The organism is Streptomyces hundungensis, assembly GCF_003627815.1.
Classification (GTDB): Bacteria; Actinomycetota; Actinomycetes; order Streptomycetales; family Streptomycetaceae; genus Streptomyces; species Streptomyces hundungensis_A.
The window spans coordinates 1,525,671-1,544,085 of record NZ_CP032698.1; the positions used below are offsets into that span (position 1 = coordinate 1,525,671).

18 protein-coding genes are annotated in these 18,415 nt (G+C 72.6%); 6 read left to right on the forward strand and 12 right to left on the reverse strand.

The features are described from left to right. Position 1: 1 nt before the first annotated feature. The 5 genes from DWB77_RS06865 to DWB77_RS06885 all read right to left on the reverse strand — a co-directional run bounded on the left by DWB77_RS06865 (position 2) and on the right by DWB77_RS06885 (position 4,186). The gene (locus DWB77_RS06865; protein WP_120720392.1) at positions 2 to 622 is read right to left on the reverse strand and encodes a GTP-binding protein; all 621 of its coding nucleotides are present in this window, start codon (positions 620 to 622) and stop codon (positions 2 to 4) included. Then, the gene (locus tag DWB77_RS06870) at positions 600 to 971 is read right to left on the reverse strand and encodes a DUF742 domain-containing protein (RefSeq protein ID WP_120720393.1); all 372 of its coding nucleotides are present in this window, start codon (positions 969 to 971) and stop codon (positions 600 to 602) included. Before DWB77_RS06870 ends, DWB77_RS06865 begins: the two co-directional genes overlap by 23 nt. A 2-nt stretch (positions 972 to 973) precedes the next feature. Continuing rightward, on the reverse strand, positions 974 to 1,408 hold the full coding sequence (locus DWB77_RS06875; protein WP_120720394.1) for a roadblock/LC7 domain-containing protein: 435 nt from the start codon (positions 1,406 to 1,408) through the stop codon (positions 974 to 976). A 7-nt stretch (positions 1,409 to 1,415) separates the two neighbouring features. Next, positions 1,416 to 3,473 (reverse strand): ATP-binding protein, encoded by a 2,058-nt coding sequence (locus DWB77_RS06880; protein ID WP_120720395.1) that lies wholly within the window; start codon positions 3,471 to 3,473, stop codon positions 1,416 to 1,418. Between the two features lie 281 nt (positions 3,474 to 3,754). Beyond that, positions 3,755 to 4,186: a hypothetical protein gene (locus tag DWB77_RS06885; RefSeq protein WP_120720396.1), complete on the reverse strand. Its 432-nt coding sequence runs from the start codon at positions 4,184 to 4,186 to the stop codon at positions 3,755 to 3,757. A gap of 191 nt (positions 4,187 to 4,377) precedes the next feature. Here DWB77_RS06885 and DWB77_RS06890 point away from each other — a divergent pair, with 191 nt between their 5' ends. Further along, positions 4,378 to 5,637, forward strand: coding sequence for a sensor histidine kinase (locus DWB77_RS06890; RefSeq protein WP_120720397.1), 1,260 nt, complete (start codon positions 4,378 to 4,380; stop codon positions 5,635 to 5,637). Then, positions 5,622 to 6,269, forward strand: coding sequence for a response regulator transcription factor (locus tag DWB77_RS06895; RefSeq protein ID WP_120720398.1), 648 nt, complete (start codon positions 5,622 to 5,624; stop codon positions 6,267 to 6,269). Before DWB77_RS06890 ends, DWB77_RS06895 begins: the two co-directional genes overlap by 16 nt. 17 nt (positions 6,270 to 6,286) lie before the next feature. Here DWB77_RS06895 and DWB77_RS06900 read toward each other — a convergent pair whose 3' ends face one another. The 6 genes from DWB77_RS06900 to DWB77_RS06925 form a co-directional block, all read right to left on the reverse strand. After that, positions 6,287 to 8,347, reverse strand: coding sequence for a transglycosylase domain-containing protein (locus DWB77_RS06900; RefSeq protein WP_162952462.1), 2,061 nt, complete (start codon positions 8,345 to 8,347; stop codon positions 6,287 to 6,289). A gap of 218 nt (positions 8,348 to 8,565) precedes the next feature. Next, a complete protein-coding gene (locus DWB77_RS06905) occupies positions 8,566 to 8,979 on the reverse strand; it encodes a PaaI family thioesterase (protein ID WP_246033439.1) in 414 nt (137 codons plus the stop codon). Positions 8,980 to 9,636: 657 nt separating this feature from the next. After that, a complete protein-coding gene (locus DWB77_RS06910; protein WP_120720400.1) occupies positions 9,637 to 10,119 on the reverse strand; it encodes a zinc ribbon domain-containing protein in 483 nt (160 codons plus the stop codon). 133 nt (positions 10,120 to 10,252) lie between these two features. Then, complete coding sequence (locus DWB77_RS06915; protein ID WP_120720401.1) at positions 10,253 to 10,771, reverse strand: GNAT family N-acetyltransferase; 519 nt, start codon at positions 10,769 to 10,771, stop codon at positions 10,253 to 10,255. Positions 10,772 to 10,854: 83 nt separating this feature from the next. Further along, positions 10,855 to 11,256, reverse strand: a complete 402-nt coding sequence (locus tag DWB77_RS06920; protein WP_120720402.1) for a thiol-disulfide oxidoreductase DCC family protein — start codon at positions 11,254 to 11,256, stop codon at positions 10,855 to 10,857. 88 nt (positions 11,257 to 11,344) lie between these two features. Then, a complete protein-coding gene (locus DWB77_RS06925; RefSeq protein ID WP_120720403.1) occupies positions 11,345 to 12,550 on the reverse strand; it encodes an MBL fold metallo-hydrolase in 1,206 nt (401 codons plus the stop codon). A gap of 234 nt (positions 12,551 to 12,784) precedes the next feature. Between DWB77_RS06925 and DWB77_RS06930 the strand changes: the two genes are divergently transcribed. The 3 genes from DWB77_RS06930 (at position 12,785) to DWB77_RS06940 (ending at position 16,091) form a co-directional block, all read left to right on the forward strand. Beyond that, the gene (locus DWB77_RS06930) at positions 12,785 to 13,384 is read left to right on the forward strand and encodes a GNAT family N-acetyltransferase (protein ID WP_120720404.1); all 600 of its coding nucleotides are present in this window, start codon (positions 12,785 to 12,787) and stop codon (positions 13,382 to 13,384) included. 831 nt (positions 13,385 to 14,215) lie between these two features. Continuing rightward, a complete protein-coding gene (locus DWB77_RS06935; protein ID WP_120720405.1) occupies positions 14,216 to 15,007 on the forward strand; it encodes a polysaccharide deacetylase family protein in 792 nt (263 codons plus the stop codon). Between the two features lie 70 nt (positions 15,008 to 15,077). Further along, positions 15,078 to 16,091, forward strand: coding sequence for an NAD-dependent epimerase/dehydratase family protein (locus DWB77_RS06940; RefSeq protein ID WP_174248513.1), 1,014 nt, complete (start codon positions 15,078 to 15,080; stop codon positions 16,089 to 16,091). 50 nt (positions 16,092 to 16,141) lie between these two features. Here the strand turns inward: DWB77_RS06940 and DWB77_RS06945 are convergent, their stop codons facing one another. Then, positions 16,142 to 16,933 (reverse strand): SGNH/GDSL hydrolase family protein, encoded by a 792-nt coding sequence (locus DWB77_RS06945; protein WP_120720406.1) that lies wholly within the window; start codon positions 16,931 to 16,933, stop codon positions 16,142 to 16,144. A 214-nt stretch (positions 16,934 to 17,147) separates the two neighbouring features. On the opposite strand from DWB77_RS06945, the gene DWB77_RS06950 reads away from it, so the two are divergent. Beyond that, the gene (locus DWB77_RS06950; RefSeq protein ID WP_120720407.1) at positions 17,148 to 18,341 is read left to right on the forward strand and encodes an erythromycin esterase family protein; all 1,194 of its coding nucleotides are present in this window, start codon (positions 17,148 to 17,150) and stop codon (positions 18,339 to 18,341) included. Positions 18,342 to 18,415 lie beyond the last annotated feature (74 nt).

Below are 18,415 nucleotides of genomic sequence, written 5' to 3' on the forward strand. Positions count from 1 at the left end.
GTCAGGCTCCATGGCTGGTGGCTGCCGGGATGGTGGCGAGCAGATGCTGGACCAGGGTGACCAGCGTGCGGATGCCGGAGCTGCCGATGCGGGCGTCGCAGAGCACGACGGGGACCTCGGGCTTGAGGTCTATGGCCGCCCGCACCTCCTCCGGGTCGTATCGGTACGAACCGTCGAACTCGTTGACGGCGACGAGGAATCCGATCCCCCGCCGTTCGAAGAAGTCGACGGCGGAGAAGCATTCGTCGAGGCGGCGGGTGTCGGCGAGGATCACCGCGCCCAGCGCCCCCTCGGACAGCTCGTCCCACATGAACCAGAAGCGCTCCTGGCCGGGGGTGCCGAACAGATAGAGCACATGCTGGTCGTCCAGGGTGATGCGGCCGAAGTCCATGGCGACCGTGGTGGTGGTCTTGGACTCGATCCCCTCCAGGCTGTCGTGGGCCACGCTGACCGTGGTGAGGAGTTCCTCGGTGGAGAGCGGTTCGATCTCGCTGACCGCTCCGACGAAGGTCGTCTTGCCGACCCCGAACCCTCCCGCGACGAGGATCTTCAGCGCGGTCGGGAACAGGTCCACGGCGGTCCCGTCGTCGGGCAGGGCGTCAAAGCCGTCGTCGTAGGCCATCGAGCACTGCCTCCAGCAGAGATCGGTCGGTGGGGGTGTGTTGGAAGCGGGGGGCTCGCGCGGTCACCGCCCCGCAGTCCACCAGGTCGGACAGGACCACCTTGGTGACGACCGCCGGCAGCCGTAAGTGCGCCGAGATCTCCGCCACCGAGGTGGGGCCCTTGCACAGGCCGAGGGCCTGTGAGTGCTCGGGACCCAGGAGCGTCTGGGGAAGGGTGCCGGTGGCCATGACCTGCGAGAGCAGATCGAGCGTCGCGGTCGGCCGGGTACGGCCGTTGCTCACCGTGTAGGGGCGGATCAACCGCCCGGCCGCGTCGTCGAGCCACGGCCCGTCCTGTGGGGCCGCCACGGTCAACTCCTCAGGCCGCTCGACGTCCCGGCGCCTTGCCGCGCCGGGGTGACGAGATACGGCCGTACGCTCTTGACGAGCATCGCCATCTCGTAGCCGAGCACCGCCGCGTCGGCCTCCCGGCCGGCCAGCACGGCGAGACAGGTGCCGGAGCCCGCGGTCGACACGAAGAGCAGGGTGGAGTCGAGCTCCACCACGACCTGCCTGACCTCGCCCCCGTCGCCGAAGCGCGCTCCGGCGCTGCGGCCGAGCGAGTACAGCCCGGAGGCGAGGGCCGCCATGTGGTCGGCGCTGTCGGTGTCCAGGCCGTGGACGGACTTCACCAGGCCGTCGGAGGAGAGCAGAACCGCATTGCGGGTGTAGGGCACCCGCTGGACCAGTCCGCTCAGCAGCCAGTCGAGGTCCGAGACGTGTCCGGTCGGCGCATCGCTCGCCATGGTGCATCTACTCCTTGGAGTGTTCGGCGTCAGTTTCCGACTGGAGCGCCTGGGGGGAGGGGTGGGTCGACGGAGCCGGGTGGCTCTGCTGCGCCTCGGCGAGGCCGATGCCCCGCTGGAACGCGGCCATCAACCCCGGGTCGTGCAGGGCGTGTTCGTCGTTCCTGCGGGGTTCGGGCGCGTCCCTGAGCTGGGGGACGAGGTGTTCCTGGCTGCGGCGCCGGGGCAGATCGGGGCGGCCCATGGTGCCGCGCACGGCTCCGTTCTGGACTCGGGGGGCGGTGATCAGCCGGGGTTCGGCGGGTTCGTAGGAGGTGCCGTGCTGGACGCCGGGGGACGCGGAGGCCGGGTTGGGCCGCTCCTCGTGCGCCGCGCGGACCGGAAGGGGCCCGTTGCCCCGGCCGGCCGTGGTCGGCTCGGCCACATGCGTGCGGGGCGGGGGCAGCGGGTCCGAGCCGGGCCGCGCCTGCGGCTCGGGTTCGGGCCGCGGAGCCTTCTGGCGTACGGGTTCCTGATACGCGCGTTCCTGATACGCGGCTTCTTGATACACGGGCTCCGGGAGCGCGGGCTCCGGGAGCGGGGGCGCGAGGCGGACCGGTTCCTGGTGTACGGGCGCCGGTGGTGCCGGTTCCGGGTGGAGCGGGGCGATGGCGGGCGCGGACGCCGGGGCCGGGGCGGGCTCGCTCGCCCCGGTGAGCTGGGGCGCGGCTCCCGTCTCGGGAAGCCGTCCCGTGCCGTCCCGTACCGCGTCGTGCGCCGCCTCCGGCTGGGGGTGGCTCTGGTTGTTGAGGCCGTCCGGCTCGGCGCCCAACAGGCCCTGCGGCAGCACCAGTACGGCCTGGACCCCGCCGTAGATGTTGGTCTGGAGGCGCACCGCGATGCCGTGCCGGCGGGCCAGCGCGGAGACCACGAACAGTCCGATGCGGCCGTCTTGCAGCAGGTGGGCGACGTTGACCTGGTCGGGGTCGGAGAGCAGCGCGTTCATCTTGTTCTGCTCGGTGACCGGCATGCCGAGGCCCCGGTCCTCGACCTCGACGGCGAGGCCCGCCGTCACGAACTGGGCGCGCAGCAGGACCTGGGTGTGCGGTGCGGAGAAGACGGTCGCGTTCTCGACGAGTTCGGCGAGGAGGTGGATGACGTCGGCGACCGCGTGGCCGCGCAGGGTGCCGTCGATCGGCGGGACCAGCTTGACCCGGGGGTACTGCTCGACCTCCGCGATCGACGAGCGCAGCACCTCCGTCATGGTGACCGGGTGGGACCACTGACGGCGGGAGATGGCGCCGCCGAGGACGGCGAGGTTCTCGGCGTGCCGGCGGATGCGGGTGGCCAGGTGGTCGACGTGGAAGAGCCCCTTGAGCAGCTCGGGGTCCTCGACCTCGTTCTCCAGCTCGTCCAGGAGCTGGATCTCCCGGTGGACGAGGGACTGGAGCCTGCGGGCGAGGTTGACGAAGACCTCGACCTTCTGTTCGTTGCCGACGCTGCTGGAGAGCTGGGAGGCCTGCACCACGGCGACCACGGCCGCGTCGTGCGAGCGGGTCAGTTCGTGTGCGAGCAGCTCGAACTCGTCGGCGCCCTGCGGGAGTTGGGCCGGCGTCCCGCGCGCGGGCGGCCCCTCGCCGCGGCGCAGCGCCTCGACGACCGTCCGGAGGTCGGCGGCCGAGCGGGCGCTGCCCCGGCGCAGCGCGTTGGCGCGGCCCAGCACGGTCTTGGCCGTACGGTCGGCGCCGATTCCCGCCGCGACCAGCGCGGCGATCGCGAGCCCGGCGAGGCCCGCGAGCGTGGCCCAGAGCCCCACCGAGGGGTGGCGGCCGGTGGAGTGGAGGGTGAAGGCGACCGCGGCCGCGCCGCACAGCACCGCCACGGTGGCGGGCAGCACGGCGGCGCGCAGCAACTGCGGCCGTATGCGGGACTCGGGCGACGGGCGCGGCCCGGGGGGCGCCGGAGCCCGGCCCGCCGGGGCGGAACGGGTGGCGTCGGAGGGGGACTGCGGCCGGGTGGTGGTGCGGCCGTGCCGTCCGCCCTCGCGGCGGTCCGGCCGCGCTGCGGGTGCGCGGAGATGAGACATCGGCGTCCTCGGTGCGTGGGGTCCCATGGATCACTCTGGTGGGCCCAACGCGTCTGTTGTAAGGCCCACTTTGATCGTCGACCACTCACCGTAGTGTTCAATCCATCACCCTCGGTGTGCAGTTGGCAAACTTCCCCACGCAGCGTCCCGCTCTGGTATGAGGCCTCGTACGGGGGACCGATATCGCGCGGCGGCCGAGGCGTGCCGACACGCGTTCGACGGGCGGTTTCGGGGCGGCCCGATCGACGCCGGCCCTGCCGCGGCCGCCCGTCCGTGGCGCGTCAGCGCGTCTTGGGGAAGGCCGCGCGCAGCCCGGATCCGTTGACGACGAAGGCGGTCGCGGCGAGCGTGAGGGCGCAGATCGTGTGCAGCGCGATGAACCACACCGGGAGGGTCCCGGGGATCACGTCGACGGCGACGACGGCGACGGGCACGACGACCGAGACGATCCGCACCCGCACATAGGCCCATCGCTTTCCCCGTGCGGCGAGCACCGTCAGCCAGTACGTCACGGCGGCGCTCGCGAGCACCCCGATCGAGCGGCCCCACATGAACGAGGTCACGGTGTGTCCGGTGAGGGCGCGGACCACGACCGTGATCAACACCCCGGCGCTCAGCGCGCCGTACGCCTTGACGATCAACTTGGTTGTGGTGAAGGCCTGTTCGTTGTCGTCGCGGAGGGGGCTGGGCGCGGTGCGGTGGGTGGTGTCCATGGTTCTCCTCGGCTTCCTGCTCGGTGTGGTGTCGACGTTAGGAAGCGCGCGGAAGGGCCGGTATGGGCCTGGACGCACGGCGGGGTGGGTCCAGACCCACTCCTCGGCTGGGAAGGGTCCTCATCGGTGACGGGCGGTGCAGAGTGGAGATCACCGAGCCGAGTGCACCGAGTGCGGGGAGAGGACAGCTCATGCGTGGAATGCGGTCGTGGGTGACGAGTGTCGGGGTGGGCCTGGTACGGGCGTTCGCGGTGGTCGCCGTCGCCCTGCTGGTCCCCGTCGTGTGGGCCGCCGCGGTGCTGCTCGGCATCGCATGGGGGCCGTCGAACCCCTGGTCGTGGCTGGCCCCGGCGGTCCTGGTGGGTGTCGGCACGCTCGGGCTCTCCCGTCCGGTCTGCCGGACCGTCCGTTTCCTCGTCGCGCGCTGGAGCTCCACCGTCATCGCCTCCGGGTACCGGCGTCCCGGGCCGGTGACCCAACTGACCACCGGGTACTGGTGGAACGGGTTCGGCTATGAGCGCACCGACCGCGACGCCGTCCTCGACCAGAAGATGCGGCTGCGGTGGCGCGACCCGGCCAACTGGCGGGATCTGCGGTTCGTCGTGATCCTGCCGGTGACCGCGGGCCTGGTGGCGGCCGTCCCGCCGGCCGGGGTGGCCGCGGCCGTCCTCGGTTTCGGCGGCTCCGGGTTCCTCGCGAACGGAGTGGGGGTGCTCGGCGTGGCCGTCGCCCTCGGGTCCGCCCCCTACGCGTGGCGGTCCCTCGAACCGGTGGCCGTACGGTTTCTGCGGCCGTCGGCGGCGATGACGCTCGCGGACCGGGTGGACGAACTGACCGCGCAGCGCGCGGACACCACGATCGCGCAGGCCGCGGAGATCCGTCGGATCGAGCGGGATCTGCACGACGGGGCGCAGGCACGTCTGGTGGCGCTCGGAATGTCGCTGGCGACGGCGGAGAAGCTGATGGAGAGGGACCCCGAGCGGGCCAAGGCGCTCATGCGGGAGGCCCGGACGGGAGCCGCCACCTCGCTGACGGAGCTGCGCGACCTGGTCCAGGGCATCAACCCGCCCGTCCTCAACGAGCGCGGTCTTGTCGACGCCGTGCGCGCGTTCGCCCTGGACAGCCCGCTGGAAGTGCGGGTCGAGGCCGACGTCGAGCTCCGCCTGGAGCCGCCCGTCGAGTCCGCGCTGTACTTCGGTGTGGTCGAACTGGTCACCAACGCCGTCAAGCACGCCCAGGCGTCCCGGGCGCGGATCTCCCTGACCCGAACGGGCCCCGACCTCGTGGTGGTGGTCGAGGACGACGGGCGGGGCGGGGCCGATCCACGCTCCGGGGGCGGCCTCGACGGGTTGCGCCGGCGCCTCGCGGTCTTCGACGGGACCCTGGAGATCACCAGCCCGGCGGGCGGCCCGACGCGGGCGAGGATGATGGTGCCATGCGCATCGTGGTAGCCGAGGACCTCTACCTCCTCCGTGACGGAATGGTCCGCCTCATCGAGGCCTACGGGCACGAGGTGGTGGCGACGGCCACCACCGGGCCCGAGACGCTCGCGGCCCTCCTGAAGTGGCGGCCGGATGTCGCGGTCGTCGATGTGCGGATGCCGCCGACCCAGTCGGACGAGGGTCTGCGCGCGGCCCTCGCCGCCCGCCGCGAAGTGCCGGGCCTGCCCGTCCTCATCCTCTCCCAGCACGTCGAACAGCTCTATGCCCGCGAGCTGTTGGCCGACGGCGCCGGCGGCATCGGCTACTTCCTCAAGGAGAGCGTGTTCGACGCGGACCAGTTCATGGACGCCCTGGAGCGCGTCGCCGCCGGGGGCACGGCCATGGATCCGGCGGTCATCGCCAAGCTGTTCTCCAGCGGCTCCTCGAACCGGCTGCTCGAAGCGCTCACCGAACGCGAGCACGCGGTGCTCTCCTTGATGGCCGAGGGGCTCTCCAACGCGGCCATCGGGCAGCGTCTGTTCCTCAGTGAGAGCGCGATCAGCAAGTACACGACGTCCATGTTCGGCAAACTCGGCATCAGCGACGACGACACCGGCAACCGCCGTGTCCTCGCGGTCCTCACCTATCTCAACAACCCCTGATCCGGGCGCCGTTCACCTCACCCGCCGGATCCCGGCAGGGTGGTCGTGGTGAGCGTCCCGGCGGGCTGACCCTCCAGCGCCCCTTCGATGGAGTCGCGCCAAACGGGTCCCGCGAGGGTGCCGCCGAAGGCCTGGCCGACGGTTTCGCCGCCGATGCTCTGGCCGTCGAGGTCGCGCGGGGCCCTGGTGTCGCTGACGACGGCGGCGCCCGCGAGTTCGGGGGTGTATCCGGCGAACCAGACCTGCTTGCTCTCGTCCGTGGTGCCGGTCTTGCCCGCGCTGTCGCGGTCGGTGAGCCCGGCCGGTTTGCCGGTGCCGTCCTGCACGACGCCGAGGAGCATCGTGGTGATGGTGTCGGCGGTCTCGGCGGACATCACCGGGTGGCAGTCGGCGCCCGGCACCGGGACGCTCCCGCCGTCCGGCTTGGTCACGGAGGTGAGGGCCACCGGGGTGCAGTACGTGCCGTGGTTGGCGAAGGTGGCGTACACATTGGCCATCTCCAGCGGGGTCAGGTCATTGCTGCCGAGCGTGAGCGAGGGGACCACCTGCAATTTCGTGCCGCCCGCCTGCGCGGTGATGCCGAGCGCGTTGGCCATCTTCGCCACGTCGCACAGGCCGGTGTCGGCCTCCAGTTGGGCGAAGTAGGTGTTGACGGACTGAGCCATGGCGTCCGGCATCCCGAACGGGCCGGTCAGGGACGGGCTGTCGTTGTGGACCTCGCCGTTCTCCGGATAGGTGTTCCCTGCGCAGTCGGACATGGCGGGCCAGGGCATGGAGTACGGCGCGGGGTACTTCTGGTCCGGGCTCATGCCCTTCTCCAGGGCGGCGGCCGCCACGATCGGCTTGAACGTGGAGCCGGTCGGGAAGCCGAGGCCGCCGCCCATGCGCGTACCGACGTTGAGGTTGATCTCCGTCTGGTGCGCGCCGAGCCCGTAGTCGCGGCTCTGGCCCATCGCGACGATCTTGCCGGTGCCGGGTTGCACGAGGCTCATCACGGCGGCGGCGTCGTCCGTGGTGTACGCGTGCGAGGTGACCGAATCCTGAAGTGCCTTCTGCGCCTTGGGCGAGAGCGTGGTGCGGATCTGGAGCCCGCCCCTGCTCCACAGCGCCCGGCGCTCGGCGGCCGTCCTGCCGAACGCCGGGTCGCTCAACACGATGCGGTGCACGTAGTCGCAGAAGAAGCCCTCGCCCAGGTGAGCGGTGATGCACCCCTGGCGCGGCGCGCTGACCTTGAGCCTGACCGGGGTGCTGATGGCCTGCTGGGCCTGGGCGGCGCTGATCGAACCGTATTTGGCCATCTGGTTCAGGACGGTGTCGCGGCGCTGCTTGGCCGCCTGGGGGTGGGTGACCGGGTCGTACATGGACGGCGACTGGACGAGGCCCGCGAGCAGGGCCGCCTGCGGCAGGGACAGGTCCTTGGCGGACACGCTGAAGTAGCGGGTCGCGGCGGCCTCGATCCCGTACGCCTGCTCGCCGAAGAACGTGATGTTCAGATAGTTGGTGAGGATCTGGTCCTTGGAGAGGGTCCGCTCCAACTCGATCGCGTAGCGCAGCTCCTGGATCTTGCGGCCCAGGGTCTGGCGCTGGGCTTCGAGGACCGCCTTCTGGTCACTGCCCGCCTGCTCGACGAAGACGTTCTTCACGTACTGCTGGGTGAGGGTGGAGGCGCCCTGGGCCACACCGCCGGTGGCGGCGTTCTTGTTCAGGGCGCGCAGCACGCCCTGAAGGTCCGCGGCTCCGTGCTGGTAGAACCGGTTGTCCTCGATGTCGATCAGCGCCGTGCGCATGACGGGGGCGATGTGGTCGCCGGATATGACGGTGCGGTCGCGGTCGTAGACGGTGGCGATGAGACCGCCGTCGGCGTCGTAGATCTGGGACGCCTGGGAGAGCGGGGGCGCCTTGAACGCGTCGGGCAGTCCGTTGAAGCTCTCCGCCGCCGACTTGGCGCCCACACCGAGCCCGCCCGCCACGGGCAGCGCGATCCCGGCGGCCAATGCGCCCGCCAGAACGCTCACGCCGAGGAAGCGCAGGATGCGGGTGAACAGGGAACCGGCCGGGCCAGAACGCGGGGAGTGCATACGGCGAAACATACGCAGGGGAGCTGTGAATCATGCCTGGGGGTTGTGCGGGGGTGAGAATTTTGGCCGTACGCGACCGGGGGGGGCGGCTGGCGGGGCCGGTGGTGGGCGGGCGTTGGCCGTGATCGGCCGCCGCTGCGGGAAACCCCCGGGGCGGGGCCCGTGGCGTTGGCCGTGATCGGTCGGGGCCGCGGGAAATCCCGCGCGCCCGGGGGGGCTCAGTCGGCGGCGGGTCGGGGCGGGCGGACGTAGGTCAGGGTGTGGTGGGAGACGAGCCTGCCCGCGGTGTCCCTCGTCTCGGCGGTCCCGTAGACGATGAGCCGCCCGGGCCGCACGATCGTCGACTCGCAGACGAGGTCGGTGCGAGCCGGACCCAGGAAGCTCGTGGTCATCTGCTGGGTCACGGAAGGGTCGTCCTCGCCGAACAGCGACATGATCGCGATCCAGCAGGTCACATCGGCGAGCGTCATCGCGCAGCCGCCCTGGAGGACACCGCCGGGGCGGAAGAGTTCCGGGCGCCGCGGGAGCGAGACCCGGGCCCAGCCCTCCTTGACGGCGTCCACCCGGAATCCCCACCAGGGGGCGAAGGGGGTGGAGTCGAGGACGGTTTGGGCGGCGTCGGCATCCATCATCGACGGAACATAGCACCCGGTTCGGCCGACGGCCACGATCGACCAACTGGGCCCGGGGGGAGGGTAGTTGGCGCCCCCGCCCTGATCCCGCCCCCGGCGCTGGTACGCGGGCCACCCGAGCCCGGGGCTTGGGCCAGCCCCAGCAACGCCGCCCCTCATCCGGGGACCGTGCCGGCGTTTTGCGCAGTTCCCCGCGCCCCCAAAACCAGACGTCGACTGCGGACCGTGCCCGCGACTCGCGCAGTTCCCCGCGCCCCCAGCGAATTGGTGCCGGCCCGCACGAGCGCCCTTCAGCCCGTCCGGCGATTGAGGACGAGCGCCCTCAAGGCGCGACACGGGGTCTGGGGCGGAGCCCCAGAAACCCGCTCCCGGCTGCGGACCGTGCCCGCGTCCCGCGCAGTTCCCCGCGCCCCCAGCGGGTTGGTGCCGGCCCGCACGAGCGCCCTTCAGCCCGTCCGGCGATTGAGGACGAGCGCCATTCAGGCGCGACACGGGGTCTGGGGCAGAGCCCCAGAAACCCGCTCCCGGCTGCGGACCGTGCCCGCTTCTCGCGCAGTTCCCCGCGCCCCCAGCGGGTCGGTGCCGGCCCGCATGAGCGCCCTTCAGCCCGTCCGGCGATTGAGGACGAGCGCCCTTAAGGCGCGACGCGCGCCTCGCTCAGGCCTCCAGCGCCGAGCCGCAGCTCCAGCAGAACCTCGCCGCGCGTTCCGGGGCGAGGCGGCCGCACTCGGGGCAGACCCGGGCCAGGAGGCCGGCTTCCTCGCCGGCCTCGGGGCGCGGCGGGGTCCCGATGGTGAGCCCGGGCCTGCGCTGGTGCACGGACAGGTAGCCCATCCCGTCGGCCCCCGCCACCAGCGCCCGGCGCGAACCCTTGGGCAGCCAGAGCGCGCTGACCGGGCGCAGATCCTGGGAGCCCGACTCCGTACGGAGTTCCCCGCTTCCTTCGAGGACGACGAGCAGGACGTCCAGCACGAGGTCGGTGTGTTCGTCGATGGCGCGGCCCGGGGGCAGCCGGAGCAGATTGGCGTCCAGACCGCGTCCGCTCTCGGCGAGCCGCCACAGCGCACCACCCGTTTGCGACGACGCCGCCGCGAGCTCTCGGCCCAGGTCGGCCACCACGCGCGCGCCGTGCTGTTCCATCCGTTCCTCACCCTCCCACTGCCCGCAAGAGCGGATCGCTCCCACCAACTCCACCCGGCAACCGTAAGTCAGCTCGCGGGACTCCGTGTTCCGCAGCAGCGCGAGAGGAGTGACGGTGTCGGTGCGGCGGGGGTCAGGGGCCGTTCGGTGGGCGGCGGGTGAGGGTCAGTACGCGGGTGGTACTGCCGTCGTCCTCCTGAATGTCACGGACGTGGACGAAGCCGATCCTGGCCAGCAGCGTCAGCGAGGCCGTGTTCTCGGCCGCCACCGTGGCGTGCACCTCGGTCAGGCCGAGGGTGTCGAAGCCGTGGGCGACGACGGCTTGGGCGAGCTCCGTGCCCAGGCCGGCTCCCCACGCCGCAGGCGCCAGCGCATAAATGATCTCGTGGCCGCCCGTCGCCTCGGTGGGCTTGATCTCGGCGTGCCCGATCAGCACTCCGTCCCTGCGTACGGCCCATACGGCGAACAGGTCCCGCGCGTACACCTGGGTGAAGACCCGCCGGAACAGAGCCCGGTCCTCCGCTTCGGAGGTCGGCCCCTCGCCCATCCAGCGCGACACCCGTCGGTCCTGGAACAGGGCGACGAAATCCTCTTCGTCGTCGGGGGTGTAGGGGTCGAGGAGCAACCGCTCGGTCCGTAGCGTCGGGGTCATGGACGGTGACGCTACGCACCCCCCTCGCGGGCCCGCAAACCCTTTCGGGCGAGGCTGTGCGCCCTCTTCCCACCCGCCCGTTCTCACCCGCCGCCGGGCGGGCGCGGCCCGGGCTCCCGGCGTACCGCACAGGCCGCCGTGCCGCCCGGCAGCCGCTGCCGATTGTCGGCCACGAGCCGGTAGACGCCGTGGGCCATCCAGCGCAGGGGAGGCAGGGTGAGCGCGGCGCCCAAGGGGGCCCATCCCCGACCCGCGCTCAACAGCAGGCGGGCGACGGCGTCGGCACCACCCTGGACCACTCCGCCGGGCGTGACCCACAACAGCTCGTACCGCGCCCGCTGTTCGGTGACGCCGAGCGCGTCGAGATCTGCGAACTGCCACGGGGTGATCGTGCAGCGGGGCCTGACACGGCGCTCGACGAAGCTCGCGCAGGAGGTGCAGAACGCGCAGTCTCCGTCGTAGACGAGAACGGGTCGGGTCCGCACAGTCACAGTCTCCTCGTCCCCGCCCTTACCGGGGGTACCCACGGCAACTCACGCACCGAGCGGGCGTGGGGGCCGGCGCCCCGTCCCGTCACCGGTCCCCGGCCAGGTCGAGGTCGGCCGCGGGGGTGGCGCTGGGGCGGATGCCCGCCGGACGGGGGCGGCGCCACGGGTGGGCGAGCGGGACGGAGAGCGCCTGCCACCAGGGGTCACCGGGCAGCGCGGCCGCCGGCTCGAAGGGCTCGCCGGGGCGGGGGAAGGCGGCGGCCTGGTTCGCTTCCTGCGCCGCGTCCTTCGTCCACTCGCCCGGCTCGGCCCACGGGTGCGGGGCGAGGTTGAAGGTGCCCCAGTGGATCGGCATGATCACGCCGTGCGGGGCGCCCCCCTGGAGGTCGAGGTGGGCGCGCAGGCCTTCGGCGGGGGTCATGTGGATGTCGGGCCAGAACTCGCTGTACGCACCGATCTGGATCATCGTCGCGTCGAACGGCCCGTGCTCCGCGCCGATGTCCCGGAATCCGTCGAAGTAGCCCGTGTCCCCGCTGTGGTAGATCCGGTGCTCGGGCCCGGCCACCACCCAGGACGCCCACAGCGTGTGCTGCTGGTTGCGCAGGCCACGGCCGCAGAAGTGGCGGGCCGGGGTCGCGGTGAACGTGAGCCCGTCGACCTTCGCGGACTCGTTCCAGTCCAGCTCGTGGATCCGGTCGAGCGGTACGCCCCAGTGCTCCAGGTGCGCGCCGACCCCGAGCGGCACGGCGAAGACCGTGTCGGTCGCGGCGAGGGCGCGGATCGTGGGCAGGTCGAGGTGGTCGTAGTGGTCGTGCGAGATGACGACGACGTCGACGGGGCCGAGGGCGGCCAGCGGCAGCGGGACGGGATGCAGCCGCTTGGGCCCGGCGAAGGCGAAGGGCGAGCAGCGCTCGCCCCACACCGGGTCGAACAGCACCCGCCGCCCGTCGATCTCGGCCAGCACGCTCGAATGCCCCATCCAGGTGAGCCGCAGCCCGGTCGTCGGCGGCTTCGCGAGGTCGGCGAGGGTGGTGGGGTGGACCGGGATGGTGCCGGTCGGAGCGCGACGTACGCGCTGCTCCTTGGCGAAGAACCGCTTCGCGAACTCCACGGTCGAGCCCGAGGGCCGGATCCGCGTCTCGCCTTCCGGGTTCCTGAAGACGCCGTCCGCGAAGTTGGGCGAGCGGCGAATGCGGGCCATCCGCTCCCCCGCCGGGTCGGCGCCGAACGCGTCGGTCCGCAGCTCGCGGAGTCTGGAGCGAAGGGGAAGCAGAGAACCAGCGCCGGTCACGGCACCTCCAGGGACTCGGGGTCATTCCATTATGGGCGGCCGGTACGTCTGTGCCGGTGCGGGGGCCTGCGGGGTGAACGGCTTCGAGGTGAACGGGTGGGGGTGACCACCGGCGGGTGGGGGCCGCCACCGGCGGAAGGGGGCCGCCACCGGCGGAAGGGGGTGCCCCTGGAACGCTCCTCCCGGCCGGCGGATTCCCGAAGTCCGCCCGGGCGGCTCTGCCATGATGCGGGGATGATCACTCCGATACCGCCCGTAGTGCCCGCGGGCCGCATGGCTCGGCAGCAGCAGCCTTCGTTCGTCCTGCCCGGCGGGCGGGAGCTGCGTCCCTGGCGGGAATCCGACGCGGACGTCCTGGTGGCCTCGGCCCTGGACCCGGACATCGTGCGGTGGAACCGCGTCGAGCAGCTGTCCCTGGAGGCGGCCCGGGCGAAGATCGCGCACTGGGGGCAGCGCTGGACGGAGGAGCAGGCGGCGATCTGGGCGATCTCGCGGCGTGCGGACGACCGGGCGGTGGGCCTGATCGGGCTGGCCGACTTCGACCTGCGGGGCGGCAGCGCGGAGATCCTGTACTGGCTGCTTCCGGCCGGCCGCGGCGGGGGCGCGGCACTGGACGCCACGCTGCGGGTCAGCCGGTGGGCCCTGGACGAACTGGGCCTGCACCGGATCCGGATCACGCACTCGGTGAGCAACCCGGCGTCGTGCCGGGTGGCGCGGCGGGCCGGGTTCGCTCTGGAGGGGACGATGCGGAGTGCGCTGTTGCATGCGGATGGTTGGCACGATGAGCATCTCCATGCGCGGGTCGCCGGCGACCCCTGGCCGGCCGGGGGTTGACCCGGCCCTGCCGGGTCAACCCCGCCCTGCCCTGCCGACCCCGCCCCCGCGCCCCTAGCGGCACCGATACCGGCCCGCACCGCGTCCCCCCCCGGTCCGTTCATCTGCGGGCCGCGGTCGCCGCTCGCGCAGTTCCCCGCGCCCCTAGCAGCGCTGGCACCGGCCCGCACCGAGCCCCCGGCCCGTTCGTCTGCGGATCGTGCGTGGCTGGGCGCGCAGTTCCCCGCGCCCCTAACTACTCGGCGCTGGCCAGCACCCCAGCCCGTCCGGCGATTGAGGACGAGCGCCCTTAAGGCGCGAACGGGGACTGGGGCGGAGCCCCAGGGCGCCCCGCTTTCGGCTGCGGGCCGTGCGTGGCTGGTCGCGCAGTTCCCCGCGCCCCTTAACTGCTCGGTGCGGGCCCGCACCCCAGCCCGTCCGGCGATTGAGGACGAGCGCCCTTAAGGCGCGAACGGGGACTGGGGCGGAGCCCCAGGGCGCCCCGCTTTCGACTGCGGGCCGTGCGTGGCTGGTCGCGCAGTTCCCCGCGCCCCTTAACTGCTCGGTGCGGGCCCGCACCCCAGCCCGTCCGGCGATTGAGGACGAGCGCCCTTAAGGCGCGAACGGGGACTGGGGCGGAGCCCCAGGGCGCCCCGCTTTCGGGTGCGGGCCGTGCGTGGCTGGTCGCGCAGTTCCCCGCGCCCCTTAACTGCTCGGTGCAGGCCCGCATGGGCAACCTCAGCCCCTGTGGTGGCCACCACTATGCACTCGATGTATACACCTCACGTATAGTCGACCCCGGCCCCTGATCCCGGGGCCTCTCAACGACGCGTCATCGGGGAGGGCACCGCCATGCTCAAGAACACCGCACGTTCCCGCCGGCCCCGGGCCGCCGCCACCGCAAGCCTGGCCGCCGCCGCCGTTCTGGGGCTGGCGCTGGCCGGCTGCGGGCAGGACTCCACCTCTCCTCAGGAGGCCCGCGGCCGGGCCGACACCAGGGTCCAGGCGAAGGCCGCCCGCACCGCGGGCACGGTGGACTGCGCCAGAGCCAAGTGCATCGCCCTCACCTTCGACGCCGGGCCCGGCCCGCACACGCCCCAACTCCTCGACATCCTCAAGGAGAAGAAGGTGCACGCCACCTTCTTCCTGCTCGGCAGCAAGCACGTGGACACGTATCCCGACATCGTCCGCCGGGCCGCCGCGGAGGGGCACGAGATCGCCAACCACACCTGGACGCACCGTCGGCTCGACCAGTTGAAGCCGGACGAGATCCGCTCCGAACTCGGCCGCACCCAGCGGGCGGTGGAGGCCCTGACCGGCCGTGCGCCCACGCTGATGCGTCCGCCGCAGGGCCGCACCAATGACGAGGTCACGGCCGTCAGCAAGGAACTCGGCCTCTCCCAGGTGCTGTGGAGCGCCACCGCCAAGGACTACGCCACGACCGACAGCGCCCTGATCCACAAGCGGATCCTCGACCAGGCGAGCCGGGACGGCATCATCCTGCTGCACGACATCTACGACGGCACCGTGCCCGCCGTCCCCGGCATCATCGACGAACTGACCGAGCGCGGCTACACGTTCGTCACCGTGCCGCAGCTGCTCGCCCCCGGCACCCCCCAACCGGGCACCCTCTACCGGCCGTGATCTCCCCCCGGGTTACGCCCAGAGCAAGCAACCGTTCCCGATGAGGGCCGCGCCGGGCAGAGTGGAGGGCATGAGAGTAGTGCTGCTGGGGGGAACGGAGTTCGTCGGCCGGGCCGTGACCGAGGCGGCGCTCGCGCGCGGCCACGAGGTGACGGTCTTCCATCGCGGGCGGCACGAGCCACCCGCCGGCGTGCTCTCGCTGCACGGCGACCGCACCGCCGACGGCGGGCTCGCGGCGCTCACCGACGGCGGCTGGGACGTGGTCGTCGACACCTGGTCGGGCGCCCCGGCCGTGGTCCGCGACGCGGCGAGGCTGCTCGCCGGCCGGGTCGGCCGTTATGTGTACGTGTCGAGCCGCTCGGTGTACGCGCACCCGACGCCACCCGACGCGGGCGAGGACGCACCCCTGGTGGCCGGCTCCCCCGACGACGGTGACGCGGCCGACTACCCACGGGCCAAGCGCGGCGGCGAGCTGGCCGTCGTGCGTGAACTCGGCGAGGACCGGGCCCTGTTGGTGCGCGCGGGCCTGATCCTCGGCCCCGGGGAGAACATCGGCCGGCTCCCCTGGTGGCTCGCCCGTGCCGCGCGCGGCGGCGACATGCTCGCGCCGGGCCCGCGCGACGCGGGGATCCAGTACATCGACTGCCGCGACCTCGCCGAGTGGACCCTGGATGCCGCCGAGGCGGGGCGCGGCGGGGCGTACGACCTCGTCAGCCCGGTGGGTCACGCCACGATGGGCGCGCTCCTCGACGCGTGCGTGCACGTCACGGGCGGCCGGGCCGTGCCGCGCTGGACCGATCCCGAGCCGATCCTGGCGGCCGGAATCGAGCCCTGGCTGCATCTGCCGGTGTGGATCCCGCCGGGCGAGCAGCACGACACCATGCACGGCTCCACGGTGGCCAAGGCGCTCGCGGCCGGGCTGCGGTGCCGGCCCGTACTGGAGACGGTGGCCGACACCTGGGCCTGGCTCGGCTCCATCGGCGGCAGCGCCCCCCAGCGCCCGGACCGCCCCCGGGTCGGCCTCGACCCGGAGGTGGAGAGGAAGGTCCTGGCCGGGCGGCCGCGCGAGGAAGCTTCTTCCTGACGCCCGTCAGCGACGTGTCAGGTCGGCCCGCCCGCCGTCCTGACGCTTCGTCAGAGCGGCAGCAGGTCGGGACGCTTGGGCGAGACCTCGTCGCCCGAGGACTCGCCGCGCAGCCGCCGTCCGATCCACGGCACCAGATATTCGCGCGCCCAGTTGATGTCGTCGCGCCGCACCTCCAGGGAGTTGCGCGGCGGCAGGGGCGGCCAGGGCTGGTCCGGGTCGGCCGGGACGTCGAGCCCGAGCACCTGGGCGGCGCGCAGCGCGACCCGGGTGTGCCCCTCCGGGGAGAGGTGCAGGCGGTCGTTGTCCCAAGCCCGCCTGTCCTGAATGGACTTCAGCGACCAGAGGTCGAGCACCGGGCAGCCGTAGCGGTCCGCGATGGCGCGCACGTGCCCGTTGTACGTCGCGATCTTGCCCCGCAGATGACGGAGCAGGGTGACGCCCCGGGTGTCGAAGCCGGTGGTCACCATGACGGTGCCGACGGCGGGCTTCAGGTCGGCGAGGGCCCGCTCGAAGCGTTCGGCCACCTCGTCCGGGTCGGTACCGGGCCGGATGATGTCGTTGCCGCCCGCACAGAAGCTCACCAGGTCGGGAGCGAGCTCCTTGGCCCTGGGCACCTGCTCCTCGACGATCTGGTCGAGGAGCCTGCCCCGGACCGCGAGGTTGGCGTACCGGAAGGTGCCCTCCGGCCGCTGGTCCCCGAGGAGCACGGCGAACCGGTCCGCCCAGCCGACGAACGTGCCGTCCGGGCCGGGGTCCCCGACGCCCTCCGTGAAGCTGTCGCCGATGGCCGTGTACGACCCGAACGTGCCGCTGCTGAATGATCTCGAATCGTCTGCCACGAGTGCATATACTCCACCCCCGCAAGTGACCTACGCCACCGTAGGGAGGGGTTGACGGGGGGTGATATAGACCACCCGGTCAGTTTGTCGGGTCCGGGAATAGAGGGCGCCCATCCCCGCAACTACCGCGTCGGGCGCGGAAGTTCAGGCCTTGCTCCACCGCCGGAAGTCGCCCCTTGACCTCAAGCGGGGTTCAGGTCGGAGGCTTGGCGGCATGAGCAACGACACCGTGAACAGCGCCCCCGCCTCCCCTGCCACCACCGAGGAGGCCCTGCCCCTTTCGGACGCCGCACTCGACGCGCTCGCCGAGCGGGTGGCCGCCGGGGCCACGATCGTCGGCGTCGGGGAGTCCACCCGGTTCTCCCGCGAGACCTTCGGCGTGCGGGACCAGCTCCTGCGCCGGCTGGTCCGCGACCACGGCTTCCGGGCGCTCGCCGTCCAGGACAGCGCGGGCGTCGGCGCGACGCTCGACGCCTATGTGGGCGGCGGCGCGGATTCGGCCGCCGCCGCACTCGACCACGCCTGGCGGCCGCAGCGCACCGCCGAGATGGCCGCCGCCCTGGAGTGGATCCGCGCGTTCAACCGGGCCCACCCCCACGACCCCGTACGCGTCTTCGGCGTCAAACCGGCGCAGGCCGGGCGCGAGGACTACGACGCCGTCCTGGAGCACGTCCGCGCCCGGGCGCCCCAGCTGCTGGCCAGGACGGCTTCCCATCTGGACCCGATCCGTACCGCCCATGACCTCGACGAACACGTACAGCGCGCCCGGGGAACGCATCCGGGGCGCCCCTTCGCCGAGCACGCCCGCGACGCGCTCGCCCTCCTCCGTTCGCTGCCCGAGGGCGAGGGGCGCGAGGCCGCCCTGGCCCACATGCGGCTGATCGTCGACTTCCATGAGCACAGCGTGGCCGGGCGGGGAGACTACGCGGGCGAGGCCACGGCGTGGTCGGATGTCGTCGCCGGCTTCCAGCGGCGGTCCGGGACGCGCGTGGTCTATTGGGACGGCATCGCGCACACCGCTGCGGCCGGGACGGTGCTGGGCATGGCGCCCGGACAGGACGCGCGGGCAACCGTGGGCAGCGTGCTGCGTGCGCGGTACGGCGACCGGTACGTGTCCGTCGCCATCGGCTTCCACCACGGCGATCTGGGGGTCACGGTCGTCCCGGAGCCCCTCGCGGGGTCGCTCGACGCGCGGCTCGGCGAGGTGGACGCGGCCGCCCACTGGCTCGACCTGCGACGCGACGACGTACGCCGCCACTGGCAGGGACCGGCCAAGGCACGGGTCATCAGCGGCGTCTACGACCCCCGCGACGACGCGGCCGGATACCTCACGGTCGACTCGGTCGCCGAAGCCTTCGACGTGCTCGTGCACATCCGACGGGCCTCCGCCGTGCGGTGGCTGGCCTGATCTGCCGTCCGCGACGCCCAACACGCCGATCCCGTCGGGGAGTTGAGGTGCTCAGGTCGGCTCTCGCCCGGGCG

What these genes read in the sequence shown, in the direction of transcription:
- DWB77_RS06865 (WP_120720392.1), bottom strand. Translation starts at nt 622, where the DNA reads ATGGCCTACGACGACGGCTTTGACGCCCTGCCCGACGACGGGACCGCC.
- DWB77_RS06875 (WP_120720394.1), bottom strand. Translation starts at nt 1,408, where the DNA reads ATGGCGAGCGATGCGCCGACCGGACACGTCTCGGACCTCGACTGGCTG.
- DWB77_RS06880 (WP_120720395.1), bottom strand. Translation starts at nt 3,473, where the DNA reads ATGTCTCATCTCCGCGCACCCGCAGCGCGGCCGGACCGCCGCGAGGGC.
- DWB77_RS06885 (WP_120720396.1), bottom strand. Translation starts at nt 4,186, where the DNA reads ATGGACACCACCCACCGCACCGCGCCCAGCCCCCTCCGCGACGACAAC.
- DWB77_RS06890 (WP_120720397.1), top strand. Translation starts at nt 4,378, where the DNA reads ATGCGTGGAATGCGGTCGTGGGTGACGAGTGTCGGGGTGGGCCTGGTA.
- DWB77_RS06895 (WP_120720398.1), top strand. Translation starts at nt 5,622, where the DNA reads ATGCGCATCGTGGTAGCCGAGGACCTCTACCTCCTCCGTGACGGAATG.
- DWB77_RS06900 (WP_162952462.1), bottom strand. Translation starts at nt 8,347, where the DNA reads ATGCACTCCCCGCGTTCTGGCCCGGCCGGTTCCCTGTTCACCCGCATC.
- DWB77_RS06905 (WP_246033439.1), bottom strand. Translation starts at nt 8,979, where the DNA reads ATGATGGATGCCGACGCCGCCCAAACCGTCCTCGACTCCACCCCCTTC.
- DWB77_RS06910 (WP_120720400.1), bottom strand. Translation starts at nt 10,119, where the DNA reads ATGGAACAGCACGGCGCGCGCGTGGTGGCCGACCTGGGCCGAGAGCTC.
- DWB77_RS06915 (WP_120720401.1), bottom strand. Translation starts at nt 10,771, where the DNA reads ATGACCCCGACGCTACGGACCGAGCGGTTGCTCCTCGACCCCTACACC.
- DWB77_RS06930 (WP_120720404.1), top strand. Translation starts at nt 12,785, where the DNA reads ATGATCACTCCGATACCGCCCGTAGTGCCCGCGGGCCGCATGGCTCGG.
- DWB77_RS06935 (WP_120720405.1), top strand. Translation starts at nt 14,216, where the DNA reads ATGCTCAAGAACACCGCACGTTCCCGCCGGCCCCGGGCCGCCGCCACC.
- DWB77_RS06940 (WP_174248513.1), top strand. Translation starts at nt 15,078, where the DNA reads ATGAGAGTAGTGCTGCTGGGGGGAACGGAGTTCGTCGGCCGGGCCGTG.
- DWB77_RS06950 (WP_120720407.1), top strand. Translation starts at nt 17,148, where the DNA reads ATGAGCAACGACACCGTGAACAGCGCCCCCGCCTCCCCTGCCACCACC.